Below are 19,537 nucleotides of genomic sequence, written 5' to 3' on the forward strand. Positions count from 1 at the left end.
GCATGAACGCCCCCCACCCCACCGCGCAGATGCGCCAGCAGCTGTACCGCGACATGGACCCGCACAACCTCACGCCCCTGTGGGAGGTCCTGCATGCATTGGTGCCGCCGCAACCGCGCACGCCCTGCGTGCCGGCCTGCTGGAAGTACGACGAAGTGCGCCCCTTCCTCATGCGTGCCGGCGAGGCGATCACGGCGGAAGAGGCCGTGCGCCGCGTGCTGATCCTGGAGAACCCCCAGCTGCGCGGCCAGTCGGCGGTCACGCAGTCGCTCTATGCCGGGCTGCAACTGATCCTTCCCGGCGAGGTGGCGCCCAGCCATCGCCACACGCAGAGCGCGCTGCGCTTCATCGTCGAAGGCTCAGGTGCGTACACAGCGGTCGACGGCGAGCGCACCACGATGCGTCCGGGCGACTTCATCATCACGCCGAGCTGGACCTGGCATGACCACGGCCACGAGGCCGACCAGCCCGTGGTCTGGCTGGACGGCCTGGACATCCCGATGGTCCGCTTCTTCGACGCCGGCTTCGCACAGAACGACACCAGCAAGTCGCAGCAGGTCACGCGCACGGAGGGCACCAGCTTCGCCCGCTACGGGCACAACATGGCGCCGGTGCGCGGCGACCCGCCCTTCGGCCCGACGTCGCCGATCTTCAGCTACCCCTACGAGCGCAGCCGCGAGGCACTGGAACAGTTGGAGCGCAACGCGCCCGTCGACTCGTGGGATGGCGTGAAGCTGCGCTACGTGAATCCGCTCACCGGCGGCTGGACCATGCCCACCATCGGCACGTTCATGCAGAAGCTGCCGGCCGGCTTCGAGGGCAAGGGCTGGCGCCAGACCGACGGCGCCGTCTACAGCGTGGTGGAAGGCACCGGCGAGGTCACCCTTTCCAGTGGCGACCAGCAGTGGCGCTACAGCTTCGGCCCACGCGATCACTTCGTGGTTCCGTCATGGCACACTGCGCGCCTGTCGTCGGCGCAGGGCTGTGTCCTGTTCAGTTTTTCCGACCGCCCGGTGCACCAGGCGCTGGGCATCCACACCGAAGAAAGGTTGTCATGAGTTATGTCATTCCCGCCGTGCCCGTCGTGAGCGTGCCGGTCGTCGGCCGCTCCGAGCGGTTCCCGGTGCGCCGCATCTACTGCGTCGGCCGCAACTACGTGGAACACGCCAAGGAAATGGGCTTCACCGGTCGCGAGCCGCCCTTCTTCTTCTTCAAGCCCGCCGATGCCGCGGTGGTGGTCAACGAGGGCCAGACGGGCGAGATCGCCTACCCCAGCCTGACCAAGGACCTGCACCACGAGATCGAGCTGGTGGCGGCCATCGGCGTCGGCGGCAAGAACATCAAGGCAGCCGATGCCAAGAAGCACATCTACGGCTACGCGGTCGGCCTGGACATGACGCGCCGCGACCTGCAGGGCGAGCAGAAGAAGCTGGGCCGCCCCTGGGAAATCGGCAAGAGCTTCGAACAGTCCGCGCCGATCGGCCCGATCGTGCCGGCCGCCCAGGCCGGTGACGTCGAGAACGCCGAGATCTGGGTGCAGGTGAACGGCAAGGACCGCCAGCGCAGCAACGTGTCCAAGCTGATCTGGAACATCGGCGAGATCATCGAGCACCTCACGGCCGCGTGGGAGCTGGCGCCCGGCGACCTGATCTACACCGGCACGCCCGAAGGCGTGGCCGCGGTGGTCAAGGGCGACACGCTGGCGGGCGGAGTCGCCGGACTGCCCGAGCTTCGCGTGCGCGTCGTCTGAGACCCGGCTGACGGAAGCGGCCGGCGCAGCCCGGCCGCTGGCCCATAATCGCGCGGCTGCACGGGCCGCCGGCTGACCGCGGGTGCGCCTCCAAGAATCGAACGACAAAGAGGAGTCACGCTTGCGCGTCCTGGAACAACTGGCGAAGTTCTGCGCCATCCTCGCCGGCTTCATCCTGACCGGCATCACGCTCATGACCTGCGCCAGCCTGATCGGGCGCAACACGACGGGCACCACGCTGGTCGGCGACTTCGAACTCACCGGCGTGGCGGCGGGCGCGGCGATCGCGCTGTTCCTTCCCTGGTGCCAGGCCCGCCGCGGCAACATCATCGTGGACTTCTTCACCGCACGCGCCAGCGAGCGCACCAATGCGACGCTCGATCGCCTGGGCGCCCTGCTGCTGGGCCTGTCGATGGCCCTGCTCGCGTGGCGCGCGGTGGTCGGCGGCCTGAGCTCCTGGAATTCGCATTCCACGACGATGATGCTCGGCTTCCCAGAGTGGATCGTGTATGCGGCGATGGTGCCGCCGATGATCCTGACCGCGGTGATCGCCGTCTGGCAGGCCCTGTTCGGCTTCACCGAGGAGGTGAACGAATGAGCCCGCTCGCACTCACCGGAGCGATCTTCGCGATCATGCTGGTGCTGATGGCGCTGCGCGCCCCCATCGCCATTTCCATGTTCGTCGCCGGCTGCATCGGCTACGCGATGCAGGCCGGGCTCGGGCCGCTGGAGAACTTCCTCAACGCGCAGACCTTCGCGCGCTTCGCCAGCTACGACCTGTCGGTGATTCCGCTGTTCATCCTCATGGGGCACTTCGCCACGCAGGGCGGCATCTCCAAGGCGCTGTTCGAATTCGCGGCGGCGGTCATGTCGCGCTTTCGCGGCGGCCTCGCCATGGCGGCCGTGATGGCCTGCGCGGCCTTCGGCGCCATCTGCGGTTCCTCGGTGGCGACCGCCGCGACGATCACCTCGGTGGCGCTGCCCGAAATGAAGCGGCACGGCTACTCGGGGCGCCTCGCCACCGGCACCCTGGCCGCCGGCGGCACGCTGGGCATCCTGATCCCGCCTTCGGTTCCGCTGGTGATCTACGCCATCCTGACCGAGCAGAACATCGCCAAGCTGTTCGCGGCGGCCATGATCCCGGGACTGATCGCGATGGTCGGCTACATGATCGCCATCGCCGTCTACGTGCGCCTGGTCCCGGGTCACGCGCCGGAGCGGGAAGAGGCGATGCGCATGTCCAAGAAGGCGCTGGCCGGGGTAGTGCCAATTGCGATCATCTTCAGCCTGGTGTTCGGCGGCATCTACGGAGGTCTGTTCACCCCCACCGAGGGCGCGGCCGTTGGTGCGGCCGCCACCTTCATCGCCGCGCTGCTCAAGCGCGAAATGACCTGGCAGAAGTTCAAGCACTGCTTCTATGCCACCGCCGAAGGCTCGGCGATGATCTTCATGATCTTCATCGGTGCCGATGTGATGAACGCGGCGCTGGCGCTGACGCAGGTGCCCGCGCAACTGGCGAACGTGGTCGGTGGCTGGGGCCTGTCGCCGGTCGCCGTGGTGGCCGCGATCCTGCTGTTCTACGTGGTGCTGGGCGCGGTGATGGACGAGCTGTCGATGATCCTGCTGACCATCCCGATCTTCTTCCCGATGATCATGGCGCTGGACTTCGGCATGTCCAAGGAATACACGGCCATCTGGTTCGGCATCATGGTGCTCATGACGGTGGGCTTCGGCCTGCTCGCCCCACCGGTTGGACTGAACGTGTACGTGGTCAACGGCATGGCCAAGGGCGTTCCCATCAGCGAGAGCTACCGCGGCGTGATGCCCTTCCTGGTCAGCGACACCATCCGCACCATCGTCCTGCTGCTGTTCCCGCCGATCTCGCTCTGGCTCGTGAAGTACATCAGCTAGGCTGAGGGAAAGCCCCCGAGTCCGGGGGCTGCGCCATGCGTTAAGTTCCTGCAACCTCCCTGGAGCCCTCCCCCATGATCCAACGCAGAACCCTCCTCCGGTCGAGCGCGGCCGTCGCGCTCGGCGGCTCCGCCCTCACCGGCTTCGCCCAGCAATCGGTCACGCTGAAGTTCCACACCTTCATGGCGCCGACGTCCAACGTCTGGCTGAACATGCACAAGGCGTGGATGGACAAGGTGGAGAAGGATTCCGGCGGCCGCATCAAGTTCGAGGCCTATCCGGCCATGCAGCTCGGTGGCACACCGGTGCAGCTGTACGACCAGGCCCGCGACGGCGTGGTGGACGTCGTGTGGACCCTGCCGGGCAACACCGCGGGCCGGTTCCCGCGGGTGGAGGTGTTCGAACTTCCGTTCATGATGTCCAACGCGGAGGCCACGTCCAAGGCGTACTGGGAATACGTGCAGACCATGGCGCCGGACGAATTCAAGGACACGCAGGTCATCGCGCTGCAGGTCCACGGTCCCGGCGTGATCCATACGGCGGAGAAGCCGGTGCACAACGTGGGCGACATGCGCGGCCTCAAGGTGCGCGCACCCACCCGCCAGGTGACCAAGCTGGTGGGTTCGCTGGGCGCGACGCCGGTGGGCATGCCGCTGCCGCAGATCCCGGATGCCCTGTCCAAGGGCACCATCAACGGCTGCGTGATTCCGTGGGAAGTGGTGCCTTCCGTGAAGGTGCACGAGCTGACCAAGTACCACGCGGAATTCGATCCGGCGGGCGGCTCGCTCTACACCACCACGTTCGTGATGGCGATGAACAAGGCGAAGTACAACTCGCTGCCGCCGGACCTGAAGAAGGTGATCGACGCCAACTCCGGCATGGCGACCTCGGCCTTCCTCGGCAAGGTCCAGCAGAACGGCGACGTGGCCGGCCGCAAGGCCGCCAAGGACCGCGGCAACACGATCTTCACGGTCAACGCCAACGACGCACAGGAGTTCCGTCGCCGTTCGCGCCAGATCGAGGTGGAGTGGGTCGAGGACATGAACAAGCGGGGCCATGACGGCCGCAAGTTGCTGGACACGGCCCGCGCCCTGATCGACAAGCACACCAAGACCACGAAGGCCTGAGTACACTGCCTTCCATCAGCGCCAGTACGAGGGCTCCCGCTGGGAGCCCTCTTCGTCCGTGATCCTTCGCAGCCCCATCAAGCATTGCCGCAACTGCGGCGCCGCCGTCGTCTACCGCGTCCCCGATGACGGCGACACGCACGAGCGCGCCGTGTGCCCCGCGTGCGACACCATCCACTACGAGAACCCGCTGAACGTGGTGGGCACCGTGCCTCACTTCGGTGACCGGGTCCTGCTGTGCAAACGGAACATCGAACCGCGCTGGGGCAAGTGGACGCTGCCCGCGGGCTTCATGGAACTGGGCGAGACCACGGCGCAGGGCGCGGCCCGCGAGACCCACGAAGAAGCCGGCGCGCAGATCGAGATGGAAGGCCTGTTCACCGTCCTCAGCGTGCCGCGCGTCGGCCAGGTGCACCTGTTCTACCGTGCGCGGCTGCTCAGCGACGTGTTCGATCCCGGCTTCGAGACGATCGAGGCGCGCCTGTTCCGCGAGGACGAGATCCCGTGGGAGGAGATCGCCTTCCGCACGGTCAGGGAAACGCTGGAGCGCTTCTTCGCCGACCGCGCGCGCGGCGAGTTCGGCGTGCACGCGCTGGACATCGTCTGACAGTCTCGGGGCGAAGCACCACCCCGGCCGCCCGGGTGCGCGGTTTATCTGCGCCGCTTCTCAGCGCTGCTGCATCTGCTGCTGCTTGGCTGCTTCTTCGCGCACGCGCACGTCCTCCCGATAGCGCACGCATAGCGGGTGGTTGCGCGCCCCGCCCTTGCCGCATTGCTCAGCAAGGCAGAGCTCGCGGAGGACGAAGAATTTTTCCTTGCATTGGTCTACGGCCTGCAAGCTGGCGTTGGCGACCACCGCCTGCGTAGCGGGCTTCGGCGCCGGCGGCTCAGGATCGGCCCGCGTCGGAGTCGGCGCCACGGCCACGCGCGGCGCGGGTTCCGGCGGCGGCGTGACTCCCTTGGCGGTCCGGGAGGAAGCGGCGGGGACCTTCTTTGTCCCTTCGGGCGACGCCGTAGCCGCGTGCTTGGCAGGGGACTGCGCAGACGGGGCCGGCGCGCCGGCCACGGCAGTCGCCGGAGGAGTCACGGAAGCCTCAGCCGGAAGCACCACAGGAGCAGACGGTGGGGGGACGGGCGTGCGAACCGCAGGAACGGCCGCAGGCGCGGTGGTGGTCGCCACCTGGGCGGACGGCTCCTGCTTCTTCATCACCAGGGCCAGTCCACCAGCAATCACCAACACGGCGACACCCGCCATGACGGCCACAGGGACCTTCCTGCGGGCAGGAGCCGGAGGCACGCTGTCGTCTTCGTCCGCGGCCACTGCGCGGCGTGCCGGAACCGCCGCCGGCGTTGCGTCCGGCGCCACGGCGACGGGGGTAGCCGATGCTTCGACTCCGGCGGGCATGGCCGGGGGGGCCGCCGGCTCCGCAGTGTCCCGCGGCGCACTCGCGGCCGCCGGCACGATGCCCGGAACCGTCGCGGCCATCGGGCCCTCGGGCGTTCTGGGGTTCGCGGACACAAGCGGAATGGTTCCGGTGCCGGGACGCGATTCGCCGGACCTGGGCTGCGCCAGCGTCTTGGTGTACTCCTCGTCGACCCAGTGCACGGGACTCAGGTCGGTGCCTTCCGCGCGGGCGGCGGGCTGCGAGGGATCGACGCGAAGGCGGGTCGCTTCGCTGTCCGGGAACTGCGTGGCTGCAAACGTGCTGCCCGTGCTCAAGCCAGGCTGGCTGAGCAAGGTCTGGTCGCCGCTGGACAACTTGCGCAGGCGCCGGCGCGCCAGGTCGGCGTAGATGCCGGCGGGAAACTTCTCCAGGAAGCCTTGCAGCTCCTCCGGGTCGGTCGCGTCCTTCACATCCTTCCAGTAGACGAGCTCGAGCTCCTGCGTCACCGAGGTGGAACCGCCCACGGACGGCGACGTGCCGCTGGCGGGAGGGACGGTGCCGGGCACGGTGAGCGGCCGCGAAGGCATGGCCTCCACGCGCTTGTTCGGGTTGGCCGGCGGCACCACGGTCTGGTCTTCGGCGCGGCGGATCGCAGCCTGGAGGGCGACGGCGAAATCGCGCGCCGTGGCGAATCGCTCTTCCCGCGTCTTTGCCAGCGCGCGCGCCACAACTGCATCCAGCGCAGGGGGCAGCCGCGGATTGATGGAACTCGGCGGAGGAGGCGCGTGGCCGATGATCTGGTGGATGATGGAAAAATCGTTGTCGCCGTCGAAGGGACGCTTGTCCGTCAGCAGCTGGTACAGCATCACGCCGGCCGAGAACAGGTCCGCCCGCGAATCGATCTTCTGCCCCTGCACCTGTTCCGGCGCCATGTACTTCAGCGTGCCGACCATGCTGCCTTGCGTACGCGTGGCCTCGCCGGAGTCCTGGATGCGCGCGACGCCGAAGTCGGTGAGCTTCACGCGCCCGCCCGGTTCGATCAGCAGGTTGGCCGGCTTGATGTCCCGGTGCACGATGCCCTGCTTGTGCGCATAGTCCAGCGCGGAGAGCAGGTCGCGGATGATCTTGAGCGACTGCTCGAGCGAATAGCGCACCCCGCGATCCAGGTGGTGCTTGAGATCGTCGCCCTGGATGTACTCCATCACCAGGAAGGCGACGTCGGCATCGCGATCGGAGTCGTAGACGCTGACGATGTTGGGGTGCTGCAGCCGCGCGGCGGAGCGTGCCTCGGTGCGGAACCGGTGCTCGTATTCGGCGGCCGCTTCCTCCGACAGGTTCTCCACCTTGACCGTCTTGATCGCCACGCGCCGATCGAGGTTGGGATCACGGCCTTCGTACACCACGCCCATGGCACCCTTGCCGAGGACCCGGATGACTTCGTACCGTCCCAACTTCTTCAGAGTCACATCAGCGCCGTGGAAACAGATGGAAACCCATTCTAGGCGCGCCCCCCTGTAAAGCCGAGTTCCCAGGGGTCAGGTCCGTTCCGGTGTGTTGCGTTTCGCACGCACGAGCGCCCGCGCGTAAGCGCGCACGAAGTGCCGGTCCATGAGCTGCTGGGCCCATCCGGGGTCGGCGGCCAGCTGATCGGCGAAGTAGCGCACGAAAGCGTCCCACGCGCGGGCCGACTCGAACATGCGCGTACCGCTACCGAGCAAGCGTTTCTTGAGCGCTTCCGGCTCGAACTCTTCGATCACCTTCTGCACCACTTCCGCCACGGTGTCGCCCATCGCCTGCTGGTGCGCGGTGAGTTCCGCCGCGATCTGCGCCACCGCGCGGTCGGGCGGAAGGAAGCCCGAGGCCGCGGCCTCTCCTCCCAACAGGTAGGCCAGCTTGGCGTCGACGGGCGTGTCCATGCGCAGCGGATTGAATTCGCGTCCTTCCGTCCAGGTCCGCTCACCGGAGCGCTCCTCCTGGCGCGCCGCGGCCGCGGCCTGCGAGGCCTGCAGCAAGCCCCGCAGTGCGATGCGCGTGAGCCGGCCCAGGATCTCCATCTCGCCGTTCGTCATCGCATCCGGTCCGTCCATCCCGAGTCCGGCGAAGAAGGGGAGCAGATCCGACGCCTTCTGTTGCGGATCGGCACCCAGGCTGCTGCCCGACGTGCCCGCGCCGAAGGTGCTCTGGAATCCCCAATCGCCGAACGGATCGGCCTCGGACGTGCCCGGAACGGTCTCGGCACTGTTGTCCGGAACGAGCCGCGCCGCGGCGCGAGCGAACTCGGACCAGGCATCGGGCCGGACAGCAGACTGCCCAGGCGCGTCCCCCACCGCCTGCACGGTGAGCCGAAATGCGGACAGGCCCAGCGTCTGGCCCGGCTCCAGCACACCTCGAGCGCCTGGCGGCAGTTCACCCGTGGCCGCGTCCACGCCATTGACCACCGACAGCACGTGGAAGTGAAGTTGGTCGCCATCGTTCCACACGCTCAGGTGGCGGCGCGAGATGCTGCGCTCGGGATCGGGCAGGCACACGGCGCAGTCGGTGTCGCGCCCGAGGATGAGTGCCGGTTCTCCCTGTTGCAGCCGGCGGCGCACGTCCACTCCCGGGCCGGTGATGGACAGCTCGAGGGCCATGGCTAAGCCACGACGGCGAAGCTCGCGATGGGAGCGGCCTCGGCGTTGCGGTCACAGCCCAGTGCGATCTGCCCGTGGCCGACCAGGTAGCAATCCGTGCGCCGCAAGACCACGGGCTCGGACTGGTTGCCGAAGTACACCCAGGTGCCGAAGCTGGAGGCGTCGCTGAGCACGAAGTGGCCGCCACGCCATTCGATGCTGGCGTGCAGCCGCGAGACGCGCGCGTCGTTCACGAGCAGATCCGCGGTCGCCGAGCGGCCCAGCGTCACCGGTTCGCCGCGCGGCTCCACGCGGCGGTTTTCGCCGGCAATGCTGATCTCCAGGTGAGCCTCCGAGGGCTGGCCGAACATGGAAGCGCCCATCACGGTGGCCTCCGCGTCGCGGCCCTGCTGCCATTCCACCCGGAAGACCTCGGTCGCCTCCGCCTTGCCACGGAGGTAAATGGGGCCGAGGCTGCGCAGCTGATCCTGCTGTTCACGCGAAATCGCGTCGCGGACGCGCTGCGTCGTGAAGATCTGGTCGGCGCCCGCCAGGTCGGCCAGGCGCGCGGCGCTGTTGACCGCGTCCCCGTAGGTGTCGCCTTGGATCTCGACGACTTCGCCCGACTCGATGCCCATCTGCATCTGCACGGGCCGTCCCACGCCGCCCGGACGGACAGGCTGTTGCTGGAGACGTTCCTGGATGGCGATGCAGGCGGTGAGCGCCTGGGATTCCTCGGGAAAGACGACGAAGAGTCCGTCGCCGAGCAGCTTGACGACCCGGCCGTTGTGCTGCTCGAAGATCTTGGCCAATGCGCCCGTCAGCTGGGTGACGAAGCGCCCCGCAGTCTCGTCACCGAGCCGCTCGAAGATGCCTGTGCTCCCAACGAGGTCAGCAAATACGACGGAGGCCATGCGCGGGGATTGTATGCGTCGCACCCTGCAAAACGAAAAGAGCCGGCAGGGCTTTGGCCCTGCCGGCTCTTCGTTCTTTGCTGTCATGGTCGGCGTGGCGGGATTCGAACTCGCGACCCCTTGCACCCCATGCAAGTGCGCTACCAGGCTGCGCTACACGCCGAAGCCCGCGATTATAGCCCGGCCCGCAGGCGTTTCCGCAGCTCAGTGAACGGAACTCAGCAGATCGCGGATTTCGTAGAGCTCGCGCCTGAGCATCTGCAGCTTGTACGCGATCGCGTCCCTCTCTTCCGGCGGAACATCCTCGAACTGGCTCTCGCTGAAGGATGACTCCTCCACTTCGATCACCTCGACGCCGTCGAGCATGACCTCGCCGGCCCGGCGCTTGTCGCGCTCGACCTGCACGATCTCTTGCAGCTTGTTGCGCGCGCCGCTGATGGTGAAGCCCTGGTCGTAAAGCAGGTCGCGGATGCGGCGGATCATCAGCACCTCGTGGTGCTGGTAGTAGCGCCGGTTGCCGCGGCGCTTCATGGGCCGAAGCTGCGTGAACTCCTGCTCCCAATACCGTAGCACGTGAGGCTTGACGCCACAAAGCTCGCTGACCTCACCGATGGTGAAGTAGCGCTTGGCAGGGATTGCCGGGAGGCCTTTCTCCATTGAAATCAATCTACTAGGAGAGAAAGCTTCGAGGTTACTCTAAGTGGCCACGGATGCAAAGCGCGACCGGCACGGCACGTAAACCGTCGGGGCCATGCGGTAGCGCTGCAGCGACGGCCGTTGCTTATTCCGTGCCGTTTCCGTCGCCCTGGATCTGTTCCTTGAGCTTGTGGCTGGCATGGAACGTGACCACGCGCCGCGCCTCGATGGGGATGGCTTCGCCGGTCCGTGGATTGCGCCCCGGGCGAGGTGCCTTGGTGCGAATCTGGAAGTTGCCGAAGCCGGAGATCTTGACGTCCTTGCCCTCGACGAGGCTCTGCGAGACCAGGTCAAAGAAGGCATCGATCATGTCCTTGGACTCGCGCTTGTTGAGGCCGATCTGCTCGAACAGCAGTTCGGCGAGTTGTGCCTTGGTGAGCGCAGGCGTCTCCAGGCTCTCCACCGCAAACTCCATGATGTCCTCTTTTTTCAGCGCTGTCGTTGTAGTGAGGTCGGCCATGGTCATCCCCTCAGGCGGCCGCCCAGTCGCGCGGAGACCCGCTCCACCACCGCGCGCACGGCCGTTTCGATTTGTTCGTCGGTCAGTGTCGCGTCGGTGCGGGCGAGCGTCAAGCGCACGGCCAGGCTCTTCTCGTGCATGGCCAGACCGGCGGTGGCTTGCTGCGGCTTGTAGACGTCGAACAGCATGGCATCCCGCAGCAGCCCGCCCGTGTCCGCAGAACGGATGGCTGCCAGCAACTGGTCGTGCGTGACCTTTTCGCCCACGATCACAGCGATGTCCCGCTCCGCCGGCTGGAAGCGCGGAACGGCTTCGAAGGCAGGAACTTGCCGGTCGGTGACGGCGTCGAGGTCCAGTTCGAACAGCAAGGGGGTCTGCGGCAGCTCCCATTGCTGGCGCCAGCGCGGATGCAGCTCTCCCACGAAGCCGATGTCCTTGCCGCCGACACGGACCACTGCACAGCGGCCAGGATGCATCGCGGGATGGCTGCCGGGTGCGAACTCGGCCCGCAGCGGTGACAGCAACGCCTGCACGTCGCCCTTCGCATCGTAGAAATCGACCGGCGCCGCCTTGCGGCCCCACTGCAGCCCGTCGGCGGATCCGTAGGAAAGGCCCGCCACCTTCATCGGCTGGCGCACGCCGCGCACGGTGGTGTCGGTGGTCTGCACCGAGGCGTCGCGCAGGAACACGCGCCCGAGCTCGAACACGCGCACGCGTTCCGCCTTGCGGTCGAGGTTGAATTTCAGCACCTGCAGCAGCGAACCGAGCAGCGAGGAACGCATCACGCCCATCTGGCTGGCGATCGGGTTGAGCAACCTGATCGGGTCGGGGTTGCCCGCCAGCTGCTTCTCCCAGTGGTCTTCGACGAAGCTGAAGTTGATCGTTTCCTGGTAGCCCAGAGCGGCGAGCTGCCGGCGGACCGCGAAACGGCTGCGGCGATTTTCCGGCGGCAGCTTGGCGGTGATGGGCGCCAGCGGTGGCGTGGTGGGCAGCTGGCCGTAGCCGATCACCCGCACCACTTCTTCGATCAGGTCCTCTTCGATCGACAGGTCGAAACGGTAGAGCGGTGGCGTGACGGTGATGACGCCGTTGTCCGAGCGCGAAGGCAGGTGCAGGCGCGCCAGCGCGTCCACGCACTGCTGCTCGGTGACGGGCATGCCGATCACCTTGCCCGCCCGCGCGACGCGCAGCTGCACCGGCTTGCGCTCCGGGAGCTTCACCACCTGGTCGTCCATCGGGCCGGCTTCGCCGCCGCAGATGTCCTGGACGAGGCGCGTGATGTGTTCGATGTGTTCGACGGTCTGCACCGGGTCGACGCCGCGCTCAAACCGATGGCCGGCGTCGGTGGAGAAGTTGAAGCGGCGCGAGCGCCCCTGCACGGACTCCGGCCACCAGAACGCAGCCTCGACGTAGACGTGCTTCGTCTCGTCGGACACGGCCGTCGCATCGCCGCCCATGATGCCGGCGAGCGACTCCACCTGGGCGTCGTCGGCGATCACGCCGACCTTCTCGTCCACCTCGATGGTCGCGCCGTTCAGCAGCTTGAGCTGCTCGCCCTTGCGGCCCCAGCGAACGTCGAGCGCGCCGTGGATCTTGTCGAGGTCGAAGATGTGCGAAGGCCGACCGAACTCGAACATCACGTAGTTCGAAATGTCCACCAGCGCGGTCACGCTGCGCTGGCCGCAACCGGCGAGCCGCTCGACCATCCACTGGGGCGTCTTCGCCTGGGTGTTCACGTTGCGGATCACCCGGCCGGAGAAGCGGCCGCACAGGTCCGGCGCGCTCACCTTGACCTGGAGCTTCGCGTCGTTCTCCGGCCGCACCGGCTCGAAGCTGGGCTCGACCAGCGGGGCACCGGTCAGCGCGGACAGCTCGCGCGCCACGCCGTACACGGACAGCGCGTGGGCGAGGTTCGGGGTGAGCTTCAGGGTGAAGACGTGGTCGTCGAGCTTGAGCACGTCGCGCACGTTCTGGCCGATGGGCGAGGAAGCATCCAGCTCCAGCAGGCCGCCATGGTCTTCCGACAGCTGCAGCTCGCGGGCCGAACACAGCATGCCCTGGCTTTCCACGCCGCGCAGTTTGCCCAGCTTGATCACGAAGGGCTTGCCGTCCTCGCCGGGCGGCAGTTCGGCGCCGACCAGGGCCGTCGGAACCTTGATGCCCACGCGGGCGTTCGGCGCACCGCAGACCACGTTCAGCAGCGTCCCCTGCCCCACGTCCACCTGGCACACGCGGAGGCGGTCGGCGTTGGGATGTTGCACGGCCTCCTTGATCTCGCCCACGACGACCTTGCTGAAGGGCGGCGCCACCGGCCGCAGGTCCTCCACTTCCAGCCCACCCATGGTGAGCGTGTCGGCGATCTGTTGCGTGGTCAGCGGCGGGTTGCAGAACGCGCGCAGCCAGGACTCGGGAAATTGCATGGTCTCGTCGGAAAGCGGATTCGGTTAGCGGAACTGGCGCAGGAAGCGGATGTCGCCGTCGAAGAACAGGCGCAGGTCGCTCACTCCGTAGCGCAGCATGGTCAGGCGGTCGGGGCCCATGCCGAAGGCGAAACCGATGTACTTCTCGGGGTCCAGCCCCATGTTGCGCACCACGGCCGGGTGCACCTGGCCGGAGCCGGCGACTTCCAGCCAGCGGCCGGCCAGCGGCCCGCTCTGGAACTGGATGTCGATCTCGGCGCTCGGCTCGGTGAAGGGAAAGAAGCTCGGCCGGAAGCGCAAGGCCAGGTCGTCACTTTCGAAGAAGGTGCGGCAGAAGTCGGTGAAGACGACCTTGAGGTCCTTGAAGCTCACGTTTTCGCCCAGCCAGAGGCCTTCGCACTGGTGGAACATGGGCGAATGGGTCGCATCGCTGTCCACGCGGTAGGTGCGGCCCGGCGCGATCACGCGGATTTCCGGCATGGATTCGCCGCGCTTGACGGCGTCCGCATGGCGCTTGATGTGCTGGTGGGCGTAGCGCACCTGCATCGGGCTCGTGTGCGGCCGCAGGTTGTAGGGGATTCCGTCGTCGCCGTCGATGTCCACGTAGAACGTGTCCTGCATCGAACGCGCCGGGTGGTTGGGCGGGTTGTTCAGCGAGGTAAAGCTGTGCCAGTCGCTCTCGACCTCCGGGCCATCGGCGACGTCGAAGCCCATGCTGGCGAAGATCTGCTCGATGCGCTCCATCGTCAGGCTCACGGGATGCAATCCGCCGGGCTCGCGGACGCGGCCGGGCAGCGAGACGTCCAGCGCCTCGGCCTTCAGCTGCGCTTCCAGTTCGGCGTCCGCCAACGCCTGGCGGCGCTCGTTCAGCGCGCCCTCGATCGCCTGCTTGGCCTGGTTGATGGCCGCGCCGCGCGATTTCTTCTCCTCCACGGAGAGCGCGGCCAGGCCCTTCATCAGCTCGGTGATGCGGCCGGACTTGCCGACGTACTGCGCCTTGGCGTTTTCCAGCTCCGCGGGCGTCTGCGCCTTGGCGAAGGCCTCACGCGCGCTGCCGACGATCGAATCGAATTCTTGGGTCATGGGAAGAAAAAAACAGGGCTAGCGCCTCACAGCCCTAGCCCTGTCTCATGGGTTGCACCAGCCGCTGTCCCGAGGGGCGGCGGCTACCGCGAACTCAAGCAGCCAGCTTGGCCTTCACCTGGTTCACGATGCCGGTAAACGCCGCGGGGTCGTGGTAGGCGATATCGGCGAGGACCTTGCGGTCGATGTCGATGCCGGCCTTGCGGATCCCGTTGGCGAACTGGCTGTAGGTCAGGCCGTTGGCACGCGCGGCGGCGTTGATACGGGCGATCCACAGTTGGCGGAAGACGCGCTTCTTGGCACGGCGGTCGCGGTAGGCGTACTGCCCCGCCTTCATCACCGCTTCTTTGGCGATGCGGAAGACGTTGCCGCGGCGGCCGCGGAAACCCTTGGCGAGCGCGAGGACCTTCTTGTGACGTGCGCGGGCGGTTACACCACGTTTGACGCGAGGCATGTGTGTTCTCCTTCTTCGTCTACGTTAGATGCCGGCGAACGGCAACATCTGCGCCATGTGACCCATATTGGTCTCATGGACGGCCGTCGGGCCGCGCAGATGGCGCTTGTTCTTGGTGGACTTCTTGGTCAGGATGTGACGCTTGAAGGCCTGGCCGCGCTTGACGGTCCCGCCGGGACGCACGCGGAAGCGCTTCTTCGCTCCGCTCTTGGTCTTCATCTTGGGCATGTGAATGCTCCTTCTTCATTTGTGCTCGTGAGGCGTCGCGGGAAACTCCCGCGCCTTGATGGCCCCGAGCCACTTTTCGTGGCGGGTCAGACCCGCCACTTCGGAGCCCGAGGGCTCCCGGAAAGGCACAAAGGCCTTCCCTTCACCGCCACCGCGGCGACCAACCGTCGTGGCTTTGAAACTGTCCTTACGCCGTCGTCGCCGGCGATGCCGCCGGCTCGGACGCGGGCTTGGCAGCGCCCGGCTTCTTCTTGCCCGGCGCGATCATCATGATCATCTGCCGGCCTTCGAGCTTGGGGAACTGCTCCACGAGGATGGTGTCCCCGAGGTCGTCCCGCAGCCGCTGCAGCAGCGCCATGCCGATTTCCTGGTGCGTGATCTCGCGGCCCCGAAAGCGCAGCGTGATCTTGCACTTGTCGCCTTCGGCCAGGAAGCGGCGGATGTTGCGCAGCTTGATGTTGTAGTCACCGTCGTCGGTGCCCGGTCGGAACTTGACTTCCTTGATCTCGATGACCGTCTGCTTCGCCTTCGCTTCCGCGGCCTTCTTCTGTTCCTGGTACTTGAACTTGCCGTAGTCCATCAGCCGGCAGACCGGCGGATTGGCAGTGGCGGCAATTTCTACCAGGTCAACGTCTGCCTCGCCTGCCAGGCGCAGCGCTTCCTGCAGGCTCACGACACCCAGGGGCTCGTTGTTGGGTCCGCTCAGGCGGACTTCCGGGGCCATGATCTCCCGGTTCAGGCGGTGCTTGCGTTCCTCGCGTTGGCGGCGGTCGCGAAATTCAGTAGCGATGGTCGTTTGTCCTTCAGTTCAAAGTGACTACAAAATGTGTAGCATCACCGCCAGCGTGGGCGCGGGCTCGGGCTTCCTCGGCTAAGATTCAGCTCTTGCTGGCGATGTCCTCGGCGATCCTTTGGGAGAACGCTTCCAGGCTCATCACCCCGAGGTCCTTGTTGCCCCGGGCGCGCACTGCGACGGCACCAGCCGCCCTCTCCTTGTCGCCGACGACGAGGAGGTAAGGCGGCTTTTGCATCGAATGCTCCCGTATTTTATACGTGATCTTCTCGTTGCGCAGATCTGTCTCCACCCTAAGCCCTTGATTCCTCAGCGATTTGGCTATTTCCTTGACGTAATCGGACTGCTGGTCGGTGATGTTCAGGACCACGGCCTGCACAGGCGCCAGCCAGGCAGGCAGGGCGCCGGCATGGTGCTCGACCAGCATGCCGATGAAGCGTTCCAGGCTGCCGACGATGGCCCGGTGCAGCATGACCGGGTGCGCCCGACCGCTCGTTTCCGTCACGTACTCGGCGCCCAGCCGCTCTGCCGTGTTGAAGTCCACCTGCATCGTCCCGCATTGCCATTGCCGGCCCAGCGCGTCCTTGAGCGTGTACTCGATCTTGGGGCCGTAGAAGGCCCCGTCACCGGGGGAGACCACAAACTCGACACCGGACTGGCGCAGCGCCTCCATGCAGGCGTGCTCGGCCTTGTCCCATAGCGCGTCCGAACCCACCCGGTTCTCGGGACGGGTGGCCACCTTGTAGAGGATGTCCGTGAACCCGAAATCCCTGTAGACCTGCTGCAGCTTGGCCGTGTAGTCGACGCATTCCTGCAGGATCTGGTCTTCCGTGACGAAGGCATGGCCGTCGTCTTGCGTGAAGCCGCGCACCCGCATGATCCCGTGCAGGGCTCCCGAGGGTTCATTGCGGTGGCATTGGCCGAATTCCCCGAAGCGCAGCGGCAAGTCGCGGTAGCTGCGCAGCTGGGACTTGAAGATCAGCACGTGGCCCGGGCAATTCATCGGCTTGAGCGCGTATTCGTGCTTCTCCGACTCCGTGGTGAACATGTTCTCGCGATAGTTCTGCCAGTGACCCGTCTTCTCCCACAGGCTCTTGTCCAGGATCTGCGGGCCCTTGACTTCCTGGTACCCCGTGTCCTTGTAGACCTGGCGCATGTACTGCTCCACGGCCTGCCAGATCGCCCAGCCTTTCGGATGCCAGAAGACCACGCCGGGAGCCACTTCTTCCATGTGGAACAGGTCCAGCTCACGGCCGAGCTTGCGGTGGTCGCGCTTCTCTGCCTCCTCCAGCATCGTCAGGTACTGCTGCAGTTCTTCCTTCGTCGCCCAGGCCGTGCCGTAGACGCGCTGGAGCATCTCGTTGCGGTGATCGCCGCGCCAATACGCCCCGGCCACCTTCATGAGCTTGAAGAACCTGAGCTTGCCGGTGCTGGGCACGTGGGGCCCGCGGCAGAGGTCCTCGAATGCGCCCTCCGCGTAGAGCGACACGTCCTCGCCCGCAGGAATGCTGCCGATGATCTCGGCCTTGTACTTCTCGCCCATCGCGAGGAAGTGCTGCACCGCCTCATCGCGCGGCAGGACGCGGCGCGTGACCGGTTCGTCTTTCGCGACAAGCTCTGCCATGCGCTTTTCGATCGCCTGCAGGTCCTCCGGCGTGAATGGCCGCTTGTAGGCGAAGTCGTAGTAGAAGCCGTTCTCAATCACCGGGCCGATCGTGACCTGCGCGTCGGGAAAGAGATCCTTCACCGCATAGGCCAGCAGGTGCGCCGTCGAATGGCGGATCACGTCCAGGCCTTCCGGATCCTTGGCCGTCAGGATCGCGAGCCTGGCGTCCTGCGCGATCCGGAAGCAGGTGTCCACGACCTTGCCATCGACCTTGCCGGCAATGGCCGCCTTGGCCAGGCCGGGGCCGATGGAGGCAGCCACTTCGGCCACCGATACAGGTTGCGGGAACTGGCGTTGCGAGCCGTCGGGAAGCGTGACGTTGATCATGGTGGGATGCGGAAAGGCAGGAAACGAAAAAAGCGCGGGATCAGCCGCGCTTCTTGGGGGATGCAACTCCTGGACGCGCGACTACCCGGCCACTAGCGGGCCGTGAAACCTTCCACGGTAGTTCGCGGTGTCATAACCATGATGCCTTTCTCGCTCTTGTTGCAGTCCGTGTGGCTCGATTCTAACCCGTGGGCCCCCGTCGTTGCTGCGCGGGGGCTGGGTCACGGGCGGCTTGCTGCCGGCCACTTCGAGCGTCGGCGGTCCAACGTGACGCCCAAAAAAAAGCCCGCGGTGTGCCGCGGGCTTTCTGGGCGATCGACCGGATCAGGCTGCCTTGCGCCCGCCGTGGTCGTCGAAGAACTGCTCGTCCTCGGTCGAGCCCTTCAGGGCGGCCGTGGACGCATTGGCTTCGATCGTGGTCGTCACGGCGTCGAAGTACCCCGTACCCACCTCGCGCTGGTGCTTCACCGCGGTGAAGCCCTTTTCGGCGGCGGCGAACTCCTTCTGCTGCAGTTCCACGAAGGCGCTCATGTTGTTGCGGGCGTAGCCGTAGGCCAGCTCGAACATCGAGTAGTTCAGGCTGTGGAAGCCAGCCAGCGTGATGAACTGGAACTTGTAGCCCATSGCGCCCAGCTCCYTCTGGAACTTGGCGATSGTCGCGTCGTCSAGGTTCTTSYKCCAGTTGAACGACGGCGAGCAGTTGTAGGCCAGCAGCTTGCCCGGGAACTTGGCATGGATGGCGTCGGCGAAGTCCTTGGCGAACTTCAGGTCCGGCGTGCCGGTCTCGCACCAGATCAGGTCGGCCACTTCGGCATAGGCGAGGCCGCGGCTGACGGCCTGGTCGAAGCCCTTCTTGGTGCGATAGAAGCCTTCCACCGTGCGTTCGCCGGTGCAGAACGGCTGGTCGATCGGGTCCACGTCGCTGGTGACGAGGTCGGCGGCTTCCGCATCGGTGCGGGCCAGCAGGATGGTGGGCGTGCCCATCACGTCGGCGGCCAGTCGCGCGGCGACCAGCTTGGCGACGGCTTCACGCGTAGGCACCAGAACCTTGCCGCCCATGTGGCCGCACTTCTTGACGGAGGCCAGCTGGTCCTCGAAGTGCACGCCGGCCGCGCCCGCCTCGATCATCGCTTTCATCAGTTCGAAGGCGTTGAGCACGCCGCCGAAACCGGCTTCGGCATCGGCCACGATGGGCGCGAAGTAGTCGACGTAGCCCTCGTCACCGGGGCCCTTGCCTTCGCTCCACTGGATCTGGTCGGCGCGGGCGAAGGTGTTGTTGATCTTCTTCACGCACTTCGGCACGGAGTCCACGGAATACAGAGACTGGTCCGGGTACATCTCGCCGTTGCTGTTGGCGTCGCCCGCCACTTGCCAGCCCGAGAGATAGATGCCCTTGAGGCCGGCCTTGACCTGCTGCATGGCCTGGTTGCCAGTCAGCGCGCCCAGCGTGTTCACGAAAGGCTCGGTGTTGATCAGGTTCCACAGCTTTTCCGAGCCGCGCTTGGCCAGCGTGTGCTCGATCGCGAGGGAACCGCGAAGCTTCACCACGTCCGCGGCGCTGTAGCCACGCTTGATGCCCTTCCACCGGGGGTTCTCCGCCCAATCCTTTTCGAGCTGGGCGATCTGTTGTTCGCGGGTCAGGTGGGTCCAGTTGCTCATGTTCACTCCGTGGTTGATGTGGAAACCGGGGCGTCTTTCATCGCGGCGCCATGGA

The 19,537-nt window shown here is 66.4% G+C and carries 18 protein-coding genes and 1 tRNA gene; 6 read left to right on the top strand and 13 right to left on the bottom strand.

All coding sequences use genetic code 11. From position 1 onward, the window contains the following. Window positions 1-2: 2 nt before the first annotated feature. The 6 genes from gtdA to AC1DSA_RS11325 all read left to right on the top strand — a co-directional run bounded on the left by gtdA (window position 3) and on the right by AC1DSA_RS11325 (window position 5,395). Window positions 3-1,058, top strand: a complete 1,056-nt coding sequence (gene gtdA / locus AC1DSA_RS11300; RefSeq protein ID WP_477889083.1) for a gentisate 1,2-dioxygenase — start codon at window positions 3-5, stop codon at window positions 1,056-1,058. Next, window positions 1,055-1,750: a fumarylacetoacetate hydrolase family protein gene (locus tag AC1DSA_RS11305; RefSeq protein ID WP_477889085.1), complete on the top strand. Its 696-nt coding sequence runs from the start codon at window positions 1,055-1,057 to the stop codon at window positions 1,748-1,750. The genes gtdA and AC1DSA_RS11305 overlap by 4 nt, the downstream gene beginning before the upstream one ends. A gap of 121 nt (window positions 1,751-1,871) precedes the next feature. Continuing rightward, window positions 1,872-2,348, top strand: a complete 477-nt coding sequence (locus tag AC1DSA_RS11310) for a TRAP transporter small permease (RefSeq protein WP_477889087.1) — start codon at window positions 1,872-1,874, stop codon at window positions 2,346-2,348. Beyond that, window positions 2,345-3,661 (top strand): TRAP transporter large permease, encoded by a 1,317-nt coding sequence (locus AC1DSA_RS11315; protein ID WP_477889088.1) that lies wholly within the window; start codon window positions 2,345-2,347, stop codon window positions 3,659-3,661. Before AC1DSA_RS11310 ends, AC1DSA_RS11315 begins: the two co-directional genes overlap by 4 nt. Window positions 3,662-3,735: 74 nt before the next feature. Beyond that, the gene (locus AC1DSA_RS11320; protein WP_477889090.1) at window positions 3,736-4,788 is read left to right on the top strand and encodes a TRAP transporter substrate-binding protein; all 1,053 of its coding nucleotides are present in this window, start codon (window positions 3,736-3,738) and stop codon (window positions 4,786-4,788) included. 58 nt (window positions 4,789-4,846) lie between these two features. Further along, window positions 4,847-5,395: an NUDIX hydrolase gene (locus tag AC1DSA_RS11325; protein ID WP_477889092.1), complete on the top strand. Its 549-nt coding sequence runs from the start codon at window positions 4,847-4,849 to the stop codon at window positions 5,393-5,395. A gap of 60 nt (window positions 5,396-5,455) precedes the next feature. Here AC1DSA_RS11325 and AC1DSA_RS11330 read toward each other — a convergent pair whose 3' ends face one another. The 13 genes from AC1DSA_RS11330 to aceA all read right to left on the bottom strand — a co-directional run bounded on the left by AC1DSA_RS11330 (window position 5,456) and on the right by aceA (window position 19,482). Then, window positions 5,456-7,639 (bottom strand): serine/threonine-protein kinase, encoded by a 2,184-nt coding sequence (locus AC1DSA_RS11330; protein WP_477889094.1) that lies wholly within the window; start codon window positions 7,637-7,639, stop codon window positions 5,456-5,458. A gap of 69 nt (window positions 7,640-7,708) precedes the next feature. Beyond that, entirely contained in the window at window positions 7,709-8,803 is a 1,095-nt protein-coding gene (locus AC1DSA_RS11335) for a type VI secretion system-associated FHA domain protein (RefSeq protein WP_477889096.1), read from the bottom strand. Between the two features lie 2 nt (window positions 8,804-8,805). Next, window positions 8,806-9,696, bottom strand: a complete 891-nt coding sequence (locus AC1DSA_RS11340) for an adenylate/guanylate cyclase domain-containing protein (protein WP_477889098.1) — start codon at window positions 9,694-9,696, stop codon at window positions 8,806-8,808. Between the two features lie 86 nt (window positions 9,697-9,782). Beyond that, window positions 9,783-9,859 (bottom strand) — tRNA-Pro (locus AC1DSA_RS11345). Between the two features lie 41 nt (window positions 9,860-9,900). Next, on the bottom strand, window positions 9,901-10,353 hold the full coding sequence (locus tag AC1DSA_RS11350; RefSeq protein WP_477889100.1) for a MerR family transcriptional regulator: 453 nt from the start codon (window positions 10,351-10,353) through the stop codon (window positions 9,901-9,903). A 124-nt stretch (window positions 10,354-10,477) separates the two neighbouring features. Then, window positions 10,478-10,807, bottom strand: a complete 330-nt coding sequence (locus AC1DSA_RS11355) for an integration host factor subunit alpha (protein ID WP_477889160.1) — start codon at window positions 10,805-10,807, stop codon at window positions 10,478-10,480. Between the two features lie 47 nt (window positions 10,808-10,854). Continuing rightward, complete coding sequence (gene pheT, locus AC1DSA_RS11360) at window positions 10,855-13,272, bottom strand: phenylalanine--tRNA ligase subunit beta (protein WP_477889102.1); 2,418 nt, start codon at window positions 13,270-13,272, stop codon at window positions 10,855-10,857. A gap of 24 nt (window positions 13,273-13,296) precedes the next feature. Next, window positions 13,297-14,355: a phenylalanine--tRNA ligase subunit alpha gene (pheS, locus tag AC1DSA_RS11365; RefSeq protein ID WP_477889104.1), complete on the bottom strand. Its 1,059-nt coding sequence runs from the start codon at window positions 14,353-14,355 to the stop codon at window positions 13,297-13,299. 94 nt (window positions 14,356-14,449) lie between these two features. Continuing rightward, the gene (gene rplT, locus AC1DSA_RS11370) at window positions 14,450-14,809 is read right to left on the bottom strand and encodes a 50S ribosomal protein L20 (RefSeq protein WP_171557186.1); all 360 of its coding nucleotides are present in this window, start codon (window positions 14,807-14,809) and stop codon (window positions 14,450-14,452) included. A 24-nt stretch (window positions 14,810-14,833) separates the two neighbouring features. Next, a complete protein-coding gene (gene rpmI / locus AC1DSA_RS11375) occupies window positions 14,834-15,037 on the bottom strand; it encodes a 50S ribosomal protein L35 (protein WP_171557183.1) in 204 nt (67 codons plus the stop codon). Between the two features lie 187 nt (window positions 15,038-15,224). After that, on the bottom strand, window positions 15,225-15,827 hold the full coding sequence (infC, locus tag AC1DSA_RS11380; RefSeq protein WP_477889162.1) for a translation initiation factor IF-3: 603 nt from the start codon (window positions 15,825-15,827) through the stop codon (window positions 15,225-15,227). Window positions 15,828-15,915: 88 nt separating this feature from the next. After that, window positions 15,916-17,823, bottom strand: a complete 1,908-nt coding sequence (gene thrS / locus AC1DSA_RS11385; RefSeq protein ID WP_477889106.1) for a threonine--tRNA ligase — start codon at window positions 17,821-17,823, stop codon at window positions 15,916-15,918. A 324-nt stretch (window positions 17,824-18,147) separates the two neighbouring features. Then, window positions 18,148-19,482, bottom strand: coding sequence for an isocitrate lyase (aceA, locus tag AC1DSA_RS11390; protein WP_477889108.1), 1,335 nt, complete (start codon window positions 19,480-19,482; stop codon window positions 18,148-18,150). Window positions 19,483-19,537: the final 55 nt, after the last annotated feature.

Source organism: Ramlibacter sp. P4_H7 (genome assembly GCF_056400765.1).

Excerpts from the sequence above, each read along its gene's own strand:
- AC1DSA_RS11305 (WP_477889085.1), top strand. The coding sequence starts at position 1,055 with ATGAGTTATGTCATTCCCGCCGTGCCCGTCGTGAGCGTGCCGGTCGTC.
- AC1DSA_RS11335 (WP_477889096.1), bottom strand. The coding sequence starts at position 8,803 with ATGGCCCTCGAGCTGTCCATCACCGGCCCGGGAGTGGACGTGCGCCGC.
- gtdA (WP_477889083.1), top strand. The coding sequence starts at position 3 with ATGAACGCCCCCCACCCCACCGCGCAGATGCGCCAGCAGCTGTACCGC.
- rplT (WP_171557186.1), bottom strand. The coding sequence starts at position 14,809 with ATGCCTCGCGTCAAACGTGGTGTAACCGCCCGCGCACGTCACAAGAAG.
- pheS (WP_477889104.1), bottom strand. The coding sequence starts at position 14,355 with ATGACCCAAGAATTCGATTCGATCGTCGGCAGCGCGCGTGAGGCCTTC.
- AC1DSA_RS11315 (WP_477889088.1), top strand. The coding sequence starts at position 2,345 with ATGAGCCCGCTCGCACTCACCGGAGCGATCTTCGCGATCATGCTGGTG.
- pheT (WP_477889102.1), bottom strand. The coding sequence starts at position 13,272 with ATGCAATTTCCCGAGTCCTGGCTGCGCGCGTTCTGCAACCCGCCGCTG.
- AC1DSA_RS11355 (WP_477889160.1), bottom strand. The coding sequence starts at position 10,807 with ATGGAGTTTGCGGTGGAGAGCCTGGAGACGCCTGCGCTCACCAAGGCA.
- AC1DSA_RS11340 (WP_477889098.1), bottom strand. The coding sequence starts at position 9,696 with ATGGCCTCCGTCGTATTTGCTGACCTCGTTGGGAGCACAGGCATCTTC.
- AC1DSA_RS11350 (WP_477889100.1), bottom strand. The coding sequence starts at position 10,353 with ATGGAGAAAGGCCTCCCGGCAATCCCTGCCAAGCGCTACTTCACCATC.
- thrS (WP_477889106.1), bottom strand. The coding sequence starts at position 17,823 with ATGATCAACGTCACGCTTCCCGACGGCTCGCAACGCCAGTTCCCGCAA.
- rpmI (WP_171557183.1), bottom strand. The coding sequence starts at position 15,037 with ATGCCCAAGATGAAGACCAAGAGCGGAGCGAAGAAGCGCTTCCGCGTG.
- AC1DSA_RS11320 (WP_477889090.1), top strand. The coding sequence starts at position 3,736 with ATGATCCAACGCAGAACCCTCCTCCGGTCGAGCGCGGCCGTCGCGCTC.